This is a genomic window from Paenibacillus sp. LT-B23 (assembly GCF_059417685.1).
In genome coordinates this window covers 1-17,981 of sequence record NZ_JBSQBM010000011.1, presented here as the reverse complement: position 1 = coordinate 17,981, position 17,981 = coordinate 1, and the positions used below count along the sequence as shown (strand labels likewise).

The 17,981-nt window shown below is 46.6% G+C and carries 20 protein-coding genes; 7 read left to right on the top strand and 13 right to left on the bottom strand.

Annotated features, from left to right (window positions below; translation table 11 throughout):
- Nucleotides 1-246 precede the first annotated feature (246 nt).
- From ACWXW9_RS14965 to ACWXW9_RS14930, 8 genes are all read right to left on the bottom strand, one after another.
- Nucleotides 247-1,098, bottom strand: coding sequence for an alpha/beta fold hydrolase (locus ACWXW9_RS14965; RefSeq protein WP_494930044.1), 852 nt, complete (start codon nucleotides 1,096-1,098; stop codon nucleotides 247-249).
- A 295-nt stretch (nucleotides 1,099-1,393) separates the two neighbouring features.
- A complete protein-coding gene (ychF, locus tag ACWXW9_RS14960; protein WP_014278491.1) occupies nucleotides 1,394-2,494 on the bottom strand; it encodes a redox-regulated ATPase YchF in 1,101 nt (366 codons plus the stop codon).
- Between the two features lie 142 nt (nucleotides 2,495-2,636).
- Complete coding sequence (locus tag ACWXW9_RS14955; RefSeq protein WP_494930043.1) at nucleotides 2,637-3,131, bottom strand: GNAT family N-acetyltransferase; 495 nt, start codon at nucleotides 3,129-3,131, stop codon at nucleotides 2,637-2,639.
- Nucleotides 3,128-4,228: a type 2 isopentenyl-diphosphate Delta-isomerase gene (gene fni, locus ACWXW9_RS14950; RefSeq protein ID WP_494930042.1), complete on the bottom strand. Its 1,101-nt coding sequence runs from the start codon at nucleotides 4,226-4,228 to the stop codon at nucleotides 3,128-3,130. Before fni ends, ACWXW9_RS14955 begins: the two co-directional genes overlap by 4 nt.
- A gap of 213 nt (nucleotides 4,229-4,441) precedes the next feature.
- Nucleotides 4,442-5,059, bottom strand: a complete 618-nt coding sequence (locus ACWXW9_RS14945; protein WP_494930041.1) for a sugar O-acetyltransferase — start codon at nucleotides 5,057-5,059, stop codon at nucleotides 4,442-4,444.
- A gap of 391 nt (nucleotides 5,060-5,450) precedes the next feature.
- On the bottom strand, nucleotides 5,451-5,942 hold the full coding sequence (locus ACWXW9_RS14940) for a DMT family transporter (RefSeq protein WP_025683387.1): 492 nt from the start codon (nucleotides 5,940-5,942) through the stop codon (nucleotides 5,451-5,453).
- A gap of 36 nt (nucleotides 5,943-5,978) precedes the next feature.
- Entirely contained in the window at nucleotides 5,979-6,683 is a 705-nt protein-coding gene (locus tag ACWXW9_RS14935) for a Crp/Fnr family transcriptional regulator (RefSeq protein ID WP_494930040.1), read from the bottom strand.
- A gap of 57 nt (nucleotides 6,684-6,740) precedes the next feature.
- A complete protein-coding gene (locus ACWXW9_RS14930) occupies nucleotides 6,741-7,166 on the bottom strand; it encodes a DMT family transporter (protein ID WP_044646203.1) in 426 nt (141 codons plus the stop codon).
- 333 nt (nucleotides 7,167-7,499) lie between these two features.
- Here ACWXW9_RS14930 and ACWXW9_RS14925 point away from each other — a divergent pair, with 333 nt between their 5' ends.
- Entirely contained in the window at nucleotides 7,500-9,038 is a 1,539-nt protein-coding gene (locus tag ACWXW9_RS14925; protein WP_494930039.1) for a phospholipase D family protein, read from the top strand.
- 42 nt (nucleotides 9,039-9,080) lie between these two features.
- On the opposite strand, the gene cls is transcribed toward ACWXW9_RS14925, so the two are convergent.
- The gene (gene cls, locus ACWXW9_RS14920; RefSeq protein ID WP_494930038.1) at nucleotides 9,081-10,592 is read right to left on the bottom strand and encodes a cardiolipin synthase; all 1,512 of its coding nucleotides are present in this window, start codon (nucleotides 10,590-10,592) and stop codon (nucleotides 9,081-9,083) included.
- Nucleotides 10,593-10,859: 267 nt separating this feature from the next.
- Between cls and ACWXW9_RS14915 the strand changes: the two genes are divergently transcribed.
- The 4 genes from ACWXW9_RS14915 to ACWXW9_RS14900 all read left to right on the top strand — a co-directional run bounded on the left by ACWXW9_RS14915 (nucleotide 10,860) and on the right by ACWXW9_RS14900 (nucleotide 13,120).
- On the top strand, nucleotides 10,860-11,453 hold the full coding sequence (locus tag ACWXW9_RS14915) for a TetR/AcrR family transcriptional regulator (protein WP_494930037.1): 594 nt from the start codon (nucleotides 10,860-10,862) through the stop codon (nucleotides 11,451-11,453).
- A gap of 64 nt (nucleotides 11,454-11,517) precedes the next feature.
- Nucleotides 11,518-11,859, top strand: a complete 342-nt coding sequence (locus ACWXW9_RS14910; protein WP_494930036.1) for a DMT family transporter — start codon at nucleotides 11,518-11,520, stop codon at nucleotides 11,857-11,859.
- Nucleotides 11,859-12,173, top strand: a complete 315-nt coding sequence (locus tag ACWXW9_RS14905; RefSeq protein ID WP_137060600.1) for a DMT family transporter — start codon at nucleotides 11,859-11,861, stop codon at nucleotides 12,171-12,173. The genes ACWXW9_RS14910 and ACWXW9_RS14905 overlap by 1 nt, the downstream gene beginning before the upstream one ends.
- 14 nt (nucleotides 12,174-12,187) lie before the next feature.
- Nucleotides 12,188-13,120, top strand: coding sequence for a 1-phosphofructokinase family hexose kinase (locus ACWXW9_RS14900; RefSeq protein WP_494930035.1), 933 nt, complete (start codon nucleotides 12,188-12,190; stop codon nucleotides 13,118-13,120).
- An 89-nt stretch (nucleotides 13,121-13,209) separates the two neighbouring features.
- On the opposite strand, the gene ACWXW9_RS14895 is transcribed toward ACWXW9_RS14900, so the two are convergent.
- Nucleotides 13,210-13,644 carry an Lrp/AsnC family transcriptional regulator gene (locus tag ACWXW9_RS14895; RefSeq protein WP_494930034.1) on the bottom strand — a complete coding sequence of 145 codons (435 nt, stop codon included), beginning with the start codon at nucleotides 13,642-13,644 and terminating at the stop codon, nucleotides 13,210-13,212.
- 159 nt (nucleotides 13,645-13,803) lie between these two features.
- Here ACWXW9_RS14895 and ACWXW9_RS14890 point away from each other — a divergent pair, with 159 nt between their 5' ends.
- Both ACWXW9_RS14890 and ACWXW9_RS14885 read left to right on the top strand, forming a co-directional pair.
- Complete coding sequence (locus ACWXW9_RS14890; RefSeq protein WP_494930033.1) at nucleotides 13,804-14,265, top strand: VOC family protein; 462 nt, start codon at nucleotides 13,804-13,806, stop codon at nucleotides 14,263-14,265.
- 238 nt (nucleotides 14,266-14,503) lie between these two features.
- Nucleotides 14,504-14,968, top strand: coding sequence for a DUF3592 domain-containing protein (locus ACWXW9_RS14885; protein WP_494930032.1), 465 nt, complete (start codon nucleotides 14,504-14,506; stop codon nucleotides 14,966-14,968).
- A gap of 11 nt (nucleotides 14,969-14,979) precedes the next feature.
- Here the strand turns inward: ACWXW9_RS14885 and ACWXW9_RS14880 are convergent, their stop codons facing one another.
- The 3 genes from ACWXW9_RS14880 to ACWXW9_RS14870 form a co-directional block, all read right to left on the bottom strand.
- Nucleotides 14,980-15,594 carry a LysE/ArgO family amino acid transporter gene (locus tag ACWXW9_RS14880; RefSeq protein WP_494930031.1) on the bottom strand — a complete coding sequence of 205 codons (615 nt, stop codon included), beginning with the start codon at nucleotides 15,592-15,594 and terminating at the stop codon, nucleotides 14,980-14,982.
- 86 nt (nucleotides 15,595-15,680) lie between these two features.
- The gene (gene mobA, locus ACWXW9_RS14875) at nucleotides 15,681-16,439 is read right to left on the bottom strand and encodes a molybdenum cofactor guanylyltransferase (RefSeq protein ID WP_494930169.1); all 759 of its coding nucleotides are present in this window, start codon (nucleotides 16,437-16,439) and stop codon (nucleotides 15,681-15,683) included.
- Nucleotides 16,440-16,659: 220 nt separating this feature from the next.
- Nucleotides 16,660-17,981, bottom strand: a 1,322-nt coding sequence (locus ACWXW9_RS14870; RefSeq protein WP_494930030.1) for an S-layer homology domain-containing protein, incomplete at its 5' end; no start/stop codon positions are given.

Below are 17,981 nucleotides of genomic sequence, written 5' to 3'. Positions count from 1 at the left end.
CTTCAGTTAAATTAATATGAAGCCAGATTCAAATTCACTGGCTACAGCTCTTTATTATACCAACTAATTAACTAATTAGCTACTAAAAATACTTCTAATTCATGAATTGAATAACAACAATAATTTCAATAAAAAAAGACATGCACCACAGCCCCTTCAACCTGAAGGAATTCAATACCCTAATACACACAAAAAACGCTAAGCACTGATTGGCTGAGCGTTTTTTCGTTAGAATGGTCGAAATTCCTACTTGCCTTCATAAATCCATTCGACTAATTTCCTATCAAAGGAATGAGGTTCTTCGAACATAGGATTATGCCCACTATGCTCAAAAATTACTTTCTTCCCGTTCTCATAGGTGTCATCCACAAGATCCCACAGTGAAACGGGTGCAACCAAATAATCATGTCTCCCTAAACCAATAAATACTGGCTTATTAACATCGGCCAACAATTGTATCAGATTAAGTTTTCCGAATGCTTCTCCCCATAAATGATCAATGATTGTCATATTCGTATATACACCATCCCACATGTAAGCTGCATTAAATGTATAATCGTAAAAACTTTGGGCTCCCATACGAATACACATGTAAACAAACCGTCTCGCGGGATCTTTCTTGATACCATGTTCTAATAAAACAATATCTTTTTCAAAATGCCTTTTTCTCTCTGGACTTGCTGTCTCATTAAAAAATGAAAAGCTTTGCCGCTGTCTTTCTTCGCTATTGGTAGGTGCTGAATTTAACAAAACAACTTTCTGAACATGTTCAGGGTATTTTCTGGCAAATTCCAAAGCCATAAAGGCATGTCCGGAATGTCCCAATATGATAAAATCCTCAAGATTAAGGGATTGTCTTGCTGCTTCTATATCATCTAATGCTTTATCCAACGTATAATCTTCGGGTTCTAAAGCTCGAGGCGGCTTCACAAATCCCCTATGATCCAAGAAAATGAACTGAAACTTTTTATATAAATTCTCCGAAAACAAGTGAGGATAATATATACTACTGCCAACAACCAATATTGGCTTTCCATACCCTTGTATACAGTAATTCAACTTAAATCCATCGCTAATTAAATGTTGATTTTTGTTCATTTTAATAGTCCTCTTTTCTTTTTTATTAAAAGAAGAGCTATCGACAAAATGAAGCTCTTCCTTATACCACTCCCTTTCCTTTTTCCAATTCTCTTGTATTCTCCATGGAACGTTCTAACATTTCAGCTCACCTCTATCGGTTCTTTTTAGCTATGTAATTAAGGGGATTTTAACATATTTCCTTTCAAAATCGAGCTAAGAATATGGATTTATCCTAAACAATAAAAAAAGCCGCCACCCAACACAGGCAGCGACTACTTTATTTAGCACAATGTTTCATACTGCAAACCTAATATTATACATTAAAACGGAAATGCATAACGTCTCCGTCTTGTACCACGTATTCCTTACCTTCCAAACGAAGCTGACCACGTTCCTTAGCCCCGTTCATAGAGCCAGCAGCGACCAAATCGTTGTAGGATACAACCTCGGCACGAATAAATCCGCGTTCAAAATCCGTGTGGATAACGCCCGCAGCACCCGGTGCTTTAGTTCCTTTGTGAATGGTCCATGCGCGTACTTCCTGCACACCTGCTGTGAAATACGTATACAGACCCAACAAGCGGTAAGCGGCTTTGATCAGACGATTCAGACCGGATTCAGCCAGTCCCAGTTCCTCCAGGAACATTGCCTTGTCTTCGCCTTCCAGCTCGGCAATTTCAGATTCTACTTTGGCGCTAATCGGCACCACTTCTGCATTTTCCGCTACAGCAAAATCACGTACCTTTTGCACATATGGATTGCTGTCGGCTTCCGTTACACCGTCTTCGCTGACATTAGCTGCGTACAGTACAGGCTTCATCGTAAGCAAATGAAGATCACGTACAATCAACTGTTCTTCATCCGACAATTCCACGCTGCGCGCAGGCTTATCAGCATACAGTGATTCCTTGATCCGCTCCAGCACTTCAACTTCCTGGGTGTATTGCTTGTTGCCACCCTTCATGTTTTTGCGGGAACGCTCAATGCGCTTGTCTACGCTTTCGATATCCGCCAGAATCAGCTCCAGATTAATGGTCTGAATGTCACTGATCGGGTCGATTTTGCCGTCCACATGGGTGATATTCTCATCTTCAAAACAACGTACCACATGCACAATCGCATCCACTTCACGAATATGAGCCAGAAACTTGTTACCCAAACCCTCACCCTTGCTCGCACCGCGTACAAGTCCTGCAATATCAACAAATTCAAAAGCCGTCGGCACCGTTTTGTTCGGCACAACCAGTTCAGTTAGCTTATCCAGCCGCTCGTCCGGTACTTCAACGACACCTACATTCGGATCAATCGTACAAAATGGATAGTTTGCGGATTCCGCACCCGCCTGCGTTATTGCGTTAAACAGTGTTGATTTGCCCACGTTCGGCAGACCCACAATCCCCGCTTTTAAAGCCATAATCAGAACAACTCCCGTTTATATAAAATGTGCGTTATGCCATCCGTTAGTTTACCAACCCACATTATATATGAGAACCTATACATGCGGCAAGCATACGACTGTGACTTTCAGGATTTTGCTATATCCTCTACTTCTTCATTTAAATCTCTTTGCTCATCTGAATATCCGTAACCCGATAGCCTGACTTGCGGTACACATGCAAAGCCCGTTCATTATGCCCAAATACATGCAAACCGATGCGAACGGCTCCCAGCCTGCGAGCTTCCTGTTCCAAAGCCCCCATCGCCAATGTGCCTAGCCCCCGCCCCTGATATGAATCGTAGACGAGAATATCCAGCAGAAAAGCTTCTTTCCCTTGTGCGCTATCCGTCATATTGAACCAGATATAGCCCGCTTCCTCTTGGCTCTCCACAACATCCGTATCCGAATACATCAGCATGTAAAGGTGAGCATGGGGAGTATCCAGTCTCTGTGGCAGGTATCGGGCAAAGCTTTCTGCCGCGCGTTCCGGCGCTTCTTCCACCGTCCATGTGCCTGCCTGAATTTTTTCGTCCGCGTAGTCCGCGAGCGAGCGCTGCTCAAACCGTTCATATTGCTCTGCGTCCATCGGTACCAGGGTTACAATGCTGCTCATGCGTTCGCCTTCTTTCTCAACCGAGTCGTGTCTTTAAGTCCTTTAATCCCAGCTACTCCAATTCCGAACATGACTGTTCGCAGTTCCAGCTCCACCTGCTCCAGCCGCGCTTCGAGCGCCTCTGTGGAGGCGACCGCCGATCCGAGCAGCGACCGTCCGAAACCCGCCATATCAGCGCCCAAGGCAAGCGCCTTGGCTGCATCGACACCGTCTCTAAGTCCGCCACTGCCGATCACTGCGCCATTCGGCTGCGCCGCCCTGACTTCTACGATACAATCTGCGGTGGAGTTCCCCCAATCCGCAAATGCTTCCGCCGCTGCACGGCGCACAGGATCAGAATTGCGGAATTTTTCCACCTGACTCCAGCTTGTCCCGCCTGCGCCCGCGACATCAATAAAAGCCGCGCCCGCATCGTACAATCTCGAAGCCGTCTCGCCATCTATGCCCCAGCCTACTTCCTTCACACCTACGGGCACTGAAAGCCGGCGGCACAGCTCTTCAATACGTCCAAGCAATCCGCCAAAATCCAGATTCCCCTCGGGTTGGAAAACCTCCTGCAATCCGTTCAAATGCAGTACAAGCATGTCCGCTCCGGCAATCTCTACCGCACGGCGACAGTCGTCCACGCCAAATCCGTAGTTCAACTGCACTGCTCCCAGATTGGCAAGGATCGGAATATTCGGTGCCAAGCGACGAACCGCAAAAGTCGGAGCCAGTTCTTCTTTTTCCACCGCAGCTCGCACCGAGCCTACTCCCAGCGCCCAGCCGCGTTTCTCCGCTGTTTCTGCCAAGCGCTCATTAATCGCTCCCGTCTCCGCGCTGCCGCCTGTCATGGAGCTAATCAGCAGCGGCGTTCGCACTGCGCGCCCCAGAAAAGTAGTGTCCAAACGTACCTCATCAAAATGCAGTTCAGGCAGTGCACAGTGTTTAAAGGCATAGCGCTCCAGTCCATTCGTGATGCCTTGGCCTGCCACGTCCTCTTGCAAACAAAGTCGGACATGCTCTATCTTCCGTTCACCTGTGCGTGCAGCAGGCAGCAAAGAACCGGATTTGCCGGAAATCTCAGGTGTTTCAGATTTATTTTCCACATTACTCATCTATGTCCCACCTCATTCAGGTCACTTCATGTATTTACATTGGTCTAAAAACACAAATAAGACCGCTCCCGAACACGGTAACCGATCTATTTATGTATTATTACAGGCAATTATTTGATACTTTTATTGTAGCATGGATGGAAAAATATATACACAAAATCGCGAGCCTTTCCTCTGCTTATACAAACCGTTCAGGTAAGTTTTATTTGTACCTTAGTCCTCAATGTCTGCATAATAATCATTTTTTTGCTTTTCCCAGTACCGTCTGTCTTCATCTGTAATTTCCCTTAGCACTTTACATGGATTTCCTACGGCAACCACATTATCAGGAATGTCTTTGGTAACGATAGATCCCGCCCCGATAACTACATTATTTCCAATATTCACTCCTGGAGTGATTACGGTATTTGCGCCAATCCATACACTGTTCCCAATCGTTATCGGTTTACCAAATTCGAGCAAGATGTTGCGTACATCTGAATCTATCGGATGCCCAGCCGTATATACACCTACCCTGGGGCCGAAAAAAACATGATCCCCTATTGTTACTTTCGCTACGTCAATAATGATGCAGTCATAATTGGCATAGAACTGATTGCCCACTGTAATGTGACAGCCATAGTCACAGCGAAATGGAGGTTCGATATATATCTCCTGACCTGTAGACTCGAACAGTTGTTTAAGTAGCTCTACCCGGTACTCCTGTTGCTCTTCCGTACTGTTATTGAACAAGCGGGTAAGCATTCTCGATTTCTTGCTATCCTTTGCTAATTCTTTTCCACCAGCCATATATAATTTGCCTTCTAACATATTTTCTTTATTCGTTGCCATGTACACTTTCCTTCCTGTTTAAAAGGTTTTCATTTCACTCCATGAAGTTGGACAAATGCCAGATACTAAATTATAGTATAGTTTATTATTATACTTTTAATAAGCATTGTCAAAAGCGAGTGGGTGCAGTGGCTACCACCGGATACATTGCCTTTTTAGTAGGCCCCCCAGGATTAGGATTTCTGGGAGAGTCTCTCGGTCTCTTACACGCCATGATCGCGGTGCTTATCGGTGTTATCCTTGCTGGCCTTTTATCAGACGCTGCCAAGCCAATGGATTCAAGAGGAAATCGGCAATAATGCCATATACTAATTATGATTTAATATAGCGTCATATTATAGTAAAAGACAAAAGAAGCCTTGAATATCAAGGCTTCTTTAAGTAAAATCCGTCATCCCTTCATGGAATCAGGTACATGTGAAATGCTTTCCTGCTGCTCCTTCGTACGCCCGTTACCAAACTTGAATATCAGGATGCCACCGATAATGACCAGCACGCCGATCAGCTTGGTAAAGGTGAACGGAATCTTTTCCAGTCCCAGCCATCCTAACGAATCCCACAGCAAAGCAGTGCCCAATTGTGCCGTTAATACGATAGATATCGCATAAGTCGGGCCAAGCAGCTTCACTCCTTGTACCAGACAGAACACCACGCCAACACCAATCATTCCACTGACCCAGTACCACGGCTGCATATGCTGTAGTGTAAATGTATTTTTTCCTGCAAAAATAAGACTGCCGAGCAAGGAGGCCAGAAACCCCGTTCCCAGCACAAGTGTGGTTGTGGCCCATGAACCTGTCCGTTCGTTCACCTTATTATTGAATATCGTTTGCAGGCTAACAAAGGCTCCTGCGATTACCGCCAGTACAATTCCTAATAGCATGATTCAGCTCTCCCCTGCTAATTCTTTTACGAATGATTATGCTTCATAAATATTATGGCCTGCCAGTTGGTCCAAACCTTCTCTGTCACGAATCACAATATAGCCCCGTACTCGTTCCACTAATCCATCTGCGCTCATCTTGCGAATCACACGGTTGAGATGCCTGTAGCTGGTTCCGATTAAATTCGCCACATCTACGAGACTGGATGCACGCAATTCTTCATGAAAAGAAGAAGAATCCCCTTCCTCAAAAGAAACGGATAGCAGGTAACTGGCCAGTCTGACTTCCACAGGATACATTAAGTTAAAGCTGGAAAAGTCGGAATCCATGCAAAACTTCCGGGTAACGATATCCAGCAAAAATTGCAGCATTGGAGCATAGTCTCTGCCATATTTATTCATCCATTGCTGGTGAATACCGATTACATATATAGGAGACACAGCCTCCACCGTATTGATCACGTTGCTTCTGCGAATATATTCAACATCCCCAATAACCTCAATTGGTGTTTTGAAGCAGAGAACCAGTGTTTTGCCTTCCGTTGAACTGGTATAGATCTTGACCTTGCCCTGTACCAATATGTACAGATGTTCAATGGAATCCCCTTGTGTGCACAGTTTTTCCCCTTGTTCCAAACGATGCAGTGACAAATAAGGCCGCAGCGGCTCATGTAGTATGGTTTCTAGCTGATGCAATTGTAAAAAATGCTTCAGTTGCTCTTGATCCTGAATTTCTTTCATGCTTGAGCTCACCTTCGTTTTCTACGTTCTGGGTTCCTTCTCCGAATGAAATTCTATTTAGAGCTTCAAAATGATCACACCCGCGATCATCATACCAATGCCTATAAATTGCGGCAGCTTCATTTTTTGCTTCACTACACCAAACCATCCGTTAATATCAACCAGAAAGGTTAGGCACAACTGGGCAATCAACAGCGCCGAGATCGTGAATGTAACTCCGATATGCTGAATAGCGGTCACTTCACTGAATATGATGATAGCTGCAAAAGCGCCACCCAAGAGATACATGGGCTTTACCTGCTTCATCTCCGCCACATTTCCATCTCGTGTGAACATCCAGATCAATGCCGCCAAAATAACACCCGTCAACTGAGTAACCGTAGCCGCCTGCCATGTACCGATATCCTGACTTATCCGTGTATTCGCCACCCCTTGCAGCGTAATACAAGCGCCTCCCAAAAAAGCAAATAAAATTCCTCTCATGAATCGTTATTCTCCCTATCTAAGTGACTTTTCTATTTATTAAAGTATAGGTTAGTCTCACCATAAAGGACATATGTCCTGAATCAACAAAAAAATCCCCTCTTCATAATAAGAGGATTAGGAAAAGGGATGAAACCCATACTGTATGATCTATTCCGATTCCACATAATCTATAATGGGTGCCCCATTCCAACCATCCATACCTTTCCTTCCAGTCATTACGCTTCAATCCTGTACACTTGCGTTAATAACTAGACAGTACCCCATCCTAAAACTGCATGTTCCGGTACAATGAAGTGGAATGCAGCATTCAATAGAGGAGTTGACCCCCATATGGGTAAGCATGATACGCTGCATTCTGGGCCGGCATATAACCCTATTTCCCAGCAAAAGATATCAAAAAGAAAGCTATTCCAAAGAAAATCCGGGCGAACAAGCCGCACTATTAAAATCATTATCCTGTTACTCATCCTGTGGCTGATTGCCATTATGATCTATCAGACCCATAAGCCACTGCCCCCCTTCGTTTCTTATGAAAGTCAGGAGTATTCGACCAACGAGGTAAACTTCTGGACGGATTTGACCTATCCTTCCGGGGATGGAGGTACCGCACAGCATGAAGGGCAAATTTTGAACCGTATGCTTGGGATCGTTGACGAAGCCAAACAATTTATCGTCATCGACCTGTTTCTGTTCAACGATTATAAACATAAGGGCCAGCGCTTCCCCCAAGTCAGCGCACAGATGACCGAGCATCTTATTGCCAAAAAGAAGGCTAATCCTGATATGCCTATCTTTTTCATTACAGATGAAGTCAATACCAATTACAATTCATCCCCCAATCATTTGCTGGAGAATATGAAACGAGCGGGAATTCAGGTTGTGCAGACTGATGTGGACCCGCTGCGGGATTCCACACCAAGCTATTCTGCGGTGTGGCGTACCTTTTTCCAATGGTTCGGACAGCAGGGCACAGGCTGGATTCCCAACCTGATGGCCAGTGACGGACCTGACGTTACGGCACGCTCTTATCTCAAGCTGTTAAACGTCAAGGCCAATCATCGAAAATTGGTTGCCAGCGAACAAACAGCGCTCATTTCCACAGGGAATGTTCACGATGCGAGTGCATATCACTCCAATGTGGCGCTGGAGGTGAAGGGACCCATCATCGGGGACATTTTACAAACCGAGCAGGCGGTGCTGGACTTCTCTGGCGGAGGGCAGCTTCCTGCCTATACGCCACAAGCGGAAGCCTCTGCTCAATCGGGAAAAGACAGCTACCGGATCAAATATCTAACCGAAGGCAAGGTATATACATCGGTTCTAGATGTCATCGGGCAGACAAAGAAAGGCGATAGCATTCATATGGGCATGTTTTATTTGGCAGACCGTAAAGTGTTGAACAGCCTTCTGGATGCCTCTGCACGCGGTGTGAACATCCAATTGTTGCTGGACCCGAATCAAAACGCGTTTGGACAGGAAAAAATCGGCATTCCCAATCGTCCGGTCGCCAAAGAACTGTCCGACAAATCGGGCGGAAAAATCCAAATCCGCTGGTACAATACGACCCATGAGCAATATCATACCAAGCTGATTTATATTGCCAAGGGACAGGGAGATCACATCATTTTGGGCGGGTCTACGAATTTGACACCACGTAATTTGAACGACCTGAATCTGGAAAATGAATTGTGGGTGGCCGCTCCGGCGGACAGCAAGCTGACCCAACAGATTGCGGCCTATTTTGATACATTATGGAATAACCGAGGAACTGAATACAGTCTGGATCTGGAGGCTTACGAGGACAAATCTACATTTTGGAAAGGTATACTATATCGTTTACAAGACATCTTGGGCTTTACCACATTTTAAAATTAGGAGGGCACTGTAGCGTGCTTACTTTATTCATTCAACCTACAGCAGTGGTGAAAGCAGCCGGGCGAGTGATTCCATCAAACGCTTGAACAGACGCTTTTTCATAAATTCCTCGCGTACGATCAGGCTGGCAGACTGCAAATCCCGCTCGTAATCCGCCACCATCTGCTGTACACTATGCGTTCGGATCAACAGAGCGTTCACTTCAAAATTCAGGTGGAAGCTACGCATGTCCATATTAGCCGTTCCGATGGTCGCAACCTCTCCGTCAATAATGAGAAGTTTGGAATGGAGAAAGCCTTTTTCATACTCATATACCTTGACCCCAACCTCCAGCAATGTTTGGAAGTACGAATGGGACGCGAGGAACGGCAGCCACTTGTCCGGTTTGGCAGGAAACAGAATCCGCACGTCCAAACCGGACAGAGCCGCCATCCGAAGCGCGGTCAGAATATCTTCATCCGGGATAAAATAAGGAGTGGCAATCCATACCGATTTGCGGGCGGACGTGATCATGGAGAAGAACAGATTTTTGAGCACTCTCCGCTCATTATCCGGGCCGCTGGCAATAATCTGTACGCCTCCATCCGTAATTGGCTCGATTTTGGGGGACAGATATTCCTTATCCAGCACCGATTCACCCGTCATATGAAGCCAGTCCTGCAAAAATATAAGTTGCAGCGTCCGCACAGCCTCGCCCTTCACAATCATGTGTGTGTCACGCCAAAATCCGTAGGCTTTGTTGCGGCTAAGGTACTCATCCCCTACATTCAGACCGCCGATTAATCCGATATTACCGTCGATAACCACAATTTTACGGTGATTACGGTAGTTTACCCGGCTGGAGAAAAACAAGATCCGAGCGCCGCCGTATGCAACGACCTCTACTCCTGCATCTCTCATTTCCTTCAAAAATGACTTCGACAACTGAATACTGCCCACCGCATCGTACATAAACCGCACCTTAACACCCGCTTTGGCCTTTTCGATCAAAATTTTCTGAATGCTGGTGCCGATATCATCCGACCGAAAAATGTAGTATTCCATGTGGATATGATGCTCTGCCTTGCGTAGTTCCGCCAGCAATGTGGAGAAGGTCTCATCTCCGTTGTTCAAGATTTGGGTTTCGGCCGCAAAATAAATCGGGGAACGGGCCAGCCTGCGTGCCAATCGCATTAACTGCTGCTGCTCATCGGTAAAATAGGTCAAGTCCCGTTTGACGTGCATGGCATCCTTCTCAATACGCTCGTAAGCCTGCTGGTCACGCAATGCCTTTTTGTCATACTTGCGGCGTTTGAACACATTTTGCCCGAACAAAAAATAAAGAGGAAGTCCAACCACCGGCAGCAAGGCCAGCAGCAAAATCCAGGACATTGTAGTGGAGGGATTGCGATTCTCCGAAAAAATAATCAGACTGATGGAAATGACCGTCAGCGTGGAGAAAATACTGATGACCGTTCCTTCATTTCTGCCAATATAATTAAACAAACCAAAATAATAAATAACAAAAACCATAGCCGCAATTAACACAGCCAGTAAGCTTCGCCTCATAATTTACCTCATTTCCAATGTACTGCATCCTCACCAAACAGCAAGAAACAGACATTGTATATATGAACTAGATGATTCATCGCTAAAAAATAGACATCTTCATTATATTGTACATGAGCACCTTATTTCTTCCCACTTTTTTGTTAAGGTTTTAAAGAAAAAAAGAGAATCCGGGGAAAAACCCGCAACAAAACCGGATAAAGCCGGGTTGACACCTACTTTTTTCCGTGCAAGAATAAACTAACGAACGTTAGGTAGGTGAGAATAATGGGGATGGAAGATATTCGAAAAGCCGCTCTTTTCCAATTTGCCGCCAATGGGTATGAGGGGGCATCCTTAAGCAATATTGCCGCTGAGGTTGGTATTCGAAAACCTTCTATATATGCGCATTTTCAAGGCAAGGAGGATCTGTTTCTACAGGTGGCGAGGTACGCTTTTCAAGAGCAGAATTTACGTATTTTTGAATACTTTTCGGAACGCAGAGATCAGTCGCTGGAGCATACGCTGCATGACTTCCTGTTTTGGATGGGACAGGAATATGAGAGCAACAACACAGCCAAGTTTATGCTTCGCTTTTCCTTCTTACCGCCTGTGTCTTTGTATACCGAGGTTCTGGATATTGTTAATCCTTTTCTGGAAAATATGGAGCGAAAATTAACTCGCATCCTGCGGAATGCACGAGATAGGGGACCCTTTGGACATATGGAGCCAGTGGATGTGGCCCTATCCTTCATAACACTGCTGGACGGAATCATGGTGGAACTGCTCTATAGTGGGAGCCTGAACTACCACCGAAGATTGAAAGCTGCATGGCCTATTTTTTGGCGCGGGATTACGTTAACCCCGCCTCATGAAGCGTGAAGGAACAAGAACGTAACGGGTGATTAATCTACAACTAATCTATATTTAAAGGGGAACGCTCATCATGAATCGCAGCTGGATTTATGTTTTTATAGGTGGCCTTATTGAGGTCGTATGGGTCTCGGGTCTGAAGCACGCAGATTCCGCATTCGCCTGGATTGTAACCGTGCTGGCTATGATAGCCAGCTTTTATTTGATCATGAAAGCGGCCAGCCGTTTGCCTGTAGGCACGGTGTACGCTGTATTTACCGGACTTGGAACAGGTGGGACGGTTGTAGGTGAAATGCTGCTGTTCGGGGAACCCTTTCAATGGTCCAAAACGCTGTTAATCGCTCTTTTGCTGGCAGGGGTGGTCGGCCTGAAATTGGTTACTGACCGTGATGCTCAGGAAGGGAGTGGCGCATAATGGCTTGGATTGCATTGGTTATCGCGGGATGCTCGGAAGTTTTTGGAGTCATCGGTATGAAGGGAGTTACGATCGGCAAGGGCTGGAAGGCATTCATGCTCATGGTTCTATCTTTTGTCATTAGCTTCTCGCTGCTCAGCTACGCAATGAAGAGTTTGCCTATGGGAACTTCCTACGCGGTGTGGACAGGCATTGGAACGGTCGGCAGCACGATTACGGGCATGTTCTTGTACGGTGAACAAAAAAGCGTACTGCGTGTCCTGTTCATTGCTATGATTCTTGCCGCAGCATTGGGTTTAAAGCTGATTTCTTAAAGGAGTGATACCTTGTGATTACCACCGTAACGCTTAACGCGGCTGTGGATAAAATCTACACGGTTGCAGGCTTCGGTCTGAATGCCGTCCACCGGATCGAGGGCGGCCTGACGGTGCCGGGCGGCAAAGGCGTCAATGCCGCCCGTGTCATTCGCACGCTGGGCGAGCCTGTGCGGGCGACCGGGTTTGCCGCCGGACACACTGGGCGGCTGCTCATCGACGGGTTGAGCTCGGAAGGCGTAAGCGCCGATTTCATCGAAACGGCGCACGGGGAAACCCGTCTCGCCATTACCGTGCTCGACCCGTCCACGCGCACGCAGACCGAGCTGATCGAAAGCGGCCCGACTATCGGGCCGTCTGAGCTGGCCGCGCTGCGGCGCAAAATCACGACCCTTGCCGCGGACTCGGCTTGGGTCGTGTTTTCGGGCAGCCTGCCTCCGGGCTGCCCGCCGGATCTGTACGCCGAGCTGTGCACGCTGGCGAAGGCGCGCGGTGCGCGAGTGGCGCTGGACGCGAGCGGCGAGGCCTTGCGCCTGGGGCTGCGCGGAAGGCCCGACCTCGTGAAGCCTAACGAGGACGAGGCCGCCCGCTTCGCCGGCATCGACGCAGCGCGCCCGGGTGCTGCTGAAGCGGCGGCAGCGCAGCTGCTTGAGGCCGGAGCGCAGCTGGCCGTCATCTCGCTCGGCGCGCGCGGGGCGCTGGCGGTGACGCGCGATGCGCGCTACCGCGTGAGCCTGCCGAACGCGGACATTGTCAGCGCGCTCGGCAGCGGTGACGCCATGGTCGCCGGGCTGGTCACCGGCGCGGCGGCGGGGCTGGAGCTCCCGGCCATGCTACGGCGGGGAGCGGCCTGCGGCACGGCGGCGGCTTTGCACGCCATGGCCGGAAAGATTGAGCTACAGGACGTGCAACGTCTGGAGCAGGGCATTACAGTGACGCTGTTGTAATCGGCGTCACTTTTTTTATCCAATCCAAATATTCGTTTGTTCGATGTTGCGAATGTTTGATGCTCGGAATGTCCTGTTCTCCGACTGATTTACAGCAAAATCCTGTTTTCCAGTATATTTTTCATACAAATATGTGACTTCGAAGGGCCTAATTTCACCAGTGAATCCTGAAACTCTGCAATTTCCTCTACCGACGCGGTTTGTACCTTGATGAGATAATTAAATTCCCCGCTGATGCGAAATAAATCGGTGACCTCTTTTGCTTCTCTACAAAAATCGACCAGCTCTTGGCAATGCTCAGTCTTTAATAAAATAAACGTTGTCGTCCCACGATTCAGCTCCCGTAAATTAAATACGGTGCTATACCCTGAAATAATTCCTCGTTCCTCCAGCTTCATCATTCTTTCTTTAACGGAAGGTTGAGACATCGAGATTTCTTTACTGATCTGGGAAATAGATATCCGGGCGTCATGCTGAAGCAACTGCATAATTTTGTGGTCAATATCGTCTATGTGATGATGCATATCAAGCACCTCCTGTTTTAATTTTAAAAAATAATGTTTTTTGTACGAATTAACTTTTATTTAATAACTAATATAGGCTAAAATCCTCACTTTTCATATATATGAACCTTATTATTATCCATATAATAAGGTGAACTTATTTATAAGGGGAGATTTTGAATGAGCGTGAAGGGTCTTGCACATGTGGCGATTCAAGCCCAAGATTATCAAGCAACCATTGCATTCTATACTGAGGTATTGGGTTTTAAAAGAGGACATCATTGGAGTCTGCCGTCTTTTCAAATTCGGGAAGCTTCTATGCTCATTTCACCGGATCAAATAACCTGTCTTGAGATTTTTGATAACGACGCAGTCATTCCTGCTCAAGGAAAAAAAGCTTCCTCCGAGGATGAAATTGCCCACGGTGCTTTGCTGCACTTCGCATTTTATGTGGATGATGTAAACGAAATATACCAAAAAGCCCTTGCTCATGGAGCAAGAACCTTTGTAAAACCGGATCAGCTCACGCTTGGTGAACCCCCTCTGGTGGTAAAAAACGCTGTGATCTACAGCCCCAATGGCGAGGTTATCGAATTTATCGAGGATGTAGATTTTGATATGTCTTATTCCAACAAAAAATAGTCAGCATCGTTATAAGCTCATGATTTCAAATTTACTGAAAGGTCCGCTTCCCTTGGAAGTGGGCTTTTTCATATTTCACTTAACCCCGATCTATGATCAATCCGGAAGAATTAAAACGATTTTGATAAAGGACCGATATATTGATAAGCTACTTTTTTCACCAACATGGATGGTCAGGAAATTATATTTAATATTCAGCTATGCAAAGGAGTAGATTACCATCTCAATTGATTTCAACGTGTATTGGTTTCATTTTAGCTCCGAACTGCTGATGCCGTTCTTCAGCTTGCTTGGACTGGTACTCATCTATTTTGGATTCAGAACGATCCGCCGCCATCGCTACCGCAAACGCCATTGGGTTCGTACCAAGGGGCAAATCGTGGATGCGCATATCGAAGTCGACGTTGATGTCGTTCCCTTTGACCGTGATGATCCGGTTGATACCAGCTACACCCGCCGATTGAAAGTACGCTTCTACACCACTTCAGGTGAAGTCGTAGAATTCTGGAACCCTTATAGCACCAATCTGAGCTTCAACCGGATTGGCAGAAAGATTAACGTATTATACAATCCGACAAATCCTCGGGATGCCCTAATCGCAGGCGGTGTAAATGGTGCAGGCTGCCTTGCCGTTATGCTGTTTCTGATCGGTGTTCCCTTCGCTTTAAGCGGGGTATTCGCTTTACTGAAGTTCTTCTTGTAACAAGGTTTGGATCATATGCTGTTCATAAAATTTACCGCCATATAAATAGCCAAACCTAAAATAATCAAGGCTGATATTTTATTAAGCACAGTGCCGAATCTTCCTTCTGAATCCATACGCCCTACAAGACGCCCGGCTGTCGCCAAACCAATAAACCATATCCACGATACCGACACGGCAGCCAGTCCGAAAGCCCAGCGTTCCCCGCCGTCATATTGGAGAGAGCTGGTTCCAATCACGCCGACGGTATCAAAAATGGCATGAGGGTTCAGTAAAGATACCGAAGCGGCAAAAATCATCTGCTGCTTCGGCAGCATGGGCTGACTTTCCCCCGAGGAAGCTGCCTTCGATTTCCACAGGGTCCAGGCCATATAAAGCAGAAATAGACAGCCTGCTGCATAAAGCGCATTCGTAAGCCACAGAAAACGCTGCAAAATAAGGGAGACGCCCCCAACTGCGAGCCCAATCAGGACCGTGTCACAGACTCCCGCCGTAATAACGGCAGGCAATGCATTACGAAACCGGGACTGCGATGCCCCCTGATTGAATACAAATACATTTTGTACTCCCAAGGGTAGAATCAGCCCTACTGCCAATAAAACGGCATGGATAATAGCTTCTAGCATGAATATATTCCCCCAAATTCATTCCATCCTATTTTCTCTGATGTTTTCTCACTTATACAGTTTTCGAACAGGAAGCTTGCACATCCCTAATCTTCCTGTGTTTCCTTTAAGTTTTTCACGTTCTGCGTGTTCTGTTGTACGCTCTGCTTCAACTGCTCTATAGCAAGCTGGTAATCCTGCGGATTATTCATGTTAAATGTGGCCTTATGCCATATGTCTTCACTCACCCCCGGCAAATCCTCTACCTTCGCATAACGAACGTTCAGCTTGTCCAACCAATCAGTGAGACGAAGTCGTCCACTACGCAAACATTCCTCGGCAGACGGCAGCACACTCTGATGGTACACAGCCAGCAACGGGTGTATACGCCCGTCCACAGAAGAGATTACAGCTTGTAATGAAGATTCCGTTGGCTGGATCAACAAGCCATTTCCACCCATCAGTGCTTGCTCCCCTTCCGCTTCTTGTTTCCTTTGGTCACTGGTTGTCTTTTGCACCGCTCCCCAGTCCGTTGTTTGGGCAACCAAGGCACGCAATACCTCTGGCTGCACGAAGGGCATATCACAGGCGACGACAATCCCCCACTCCGTGTTGGAAGCAGAAAGCCCAGCATGGATGCCGCTTAATGGCCCCAAGCTAGGATACAGGTCTGTCGTCATTTCCAGACCAAACCGTCTATACTGCTGCGTATCTCGGGCCACGACGATAACTCGTTGCGCTACTTGCCCCAGCACAGCAGATATTCTTTCCAGTACCGCAACTCCCCCAAGCTGGAGCATCGCTTTGTCCTGTCCCATTCTGCTAGATCGTCCGCCTGCTACGATAATTCCAGTCACCTCCACCATCACCATTAAGCCTCCTTTTTTTTAGATAAATTCTATCATTAATTGTGAATGATCACAGAATAGAGCCATCACTTCAAGGTTTTCTAGTTATATAAGTGGGTTTCAAAAACAGGGACAGCTCTAATCATAGCATCCGGATAAAGAATAAAAAATGGCGATCCATCTGGATCGCCTGAAAATAGAGGGTGCCTCTTTATCTTTTCATCTAGTTCATTGCTTTTTAATTTATGAATTTAATGAGTTGCAAAAACCGTTTCAGTATGGAGGTCGCTTCCACCCGGGCCGCCTGCTGTTTGGGGGCAAGCAAGTCGGGGGAGACGCCTTTAATTAAGCCTTGCTCTGTAGCCTTCGCCATAGCCTCTTGAGCCCAAGGAGAAACAGCGGATGCATCGCTGTATATCTCTTTATATTTCTCACTAGCAGGGCCAGCATTCAGAATTTGGGCATAATGTGCTGCCTTTTCGGTAATAACCACGATCTCCTCACGGGTAATCAATTTTTCTGGTCCAAATGACCGATTCCCGTAACCACGGATCAGACCAGCTTCCATTGCAGCTCCCACACTACCAGCATACCAGGCGTTTTCTTTCACATCCGTAAAATGTTCCGTTAACGGCTTTTCCTGCATACCGAGCCCACGCACAAGCAATGCAACAAATTCAGCTCTTGTTACAGGTCGATCCGGATCAAAAATATCAGGCTGAACACCTTTGACAATCAGCTTGTTTGCCAGCATCTCCACATCTTTTTGTGCCCAATGATTCTCCAAATCCTTAAACTTTTTGTCTGTTGAGACTACAGCATAAATGCTGTTATGATTTGACTTGATGATTGCCTCTGTTTGGCCATTCACATTCCGGATCAACACAGGAACAGACGATAACACACCTGTCTGTGGATCGAACCATACCGCAGCTACGTGCTCAGGATCAACTTCATGATCCAAAATCAATTTCCGTTCCACGTAGTGACCGAAAAATTCAGTGATCTCGTGATCTCCGGCCATAAGCTTGAAATCAACCGGGTTTACCACAACACCCGCTAAACCCGTGTCAGCAATAACTTGTCTTACTTGTTCACCGTTTTCGCCTGTCAACGCTGAAATTTCAACGATCAGATTGTCTTCAGGATATAATGAGACCAATTTGTCGACCAGTTCAGGAGAAAGGGTGAACTGTGCTACTGCCGTGCAAATGCTGATTGGTACCCTTGTACTTTCCTTCTCATATTCTTTTAAAAAAGCAGAAGATATACTCAATTTTGCCGCTTTACTGTATCCCGAAGCATCAACGATCAGCTCTTTCTGCTCACCAATTGTAACATTCAGAGCTTGGCTAGCGTCGCCATCATTCAAGCCGATAAGTTGGATTGTACTATTCTTATCGGATACTGTTTTAGCGTCCTTTAATACAACACCAGTGTTTGTCCCTGTTTGGGAAGCAGGAGACGAGGTATCCGAATCTGACGTTTCTTTGTCCTTCGAACGATGTGGGCGCTCGTCCTTCGTTTGGAACGTCCATTCCTGTGGATCATGGATCCCCA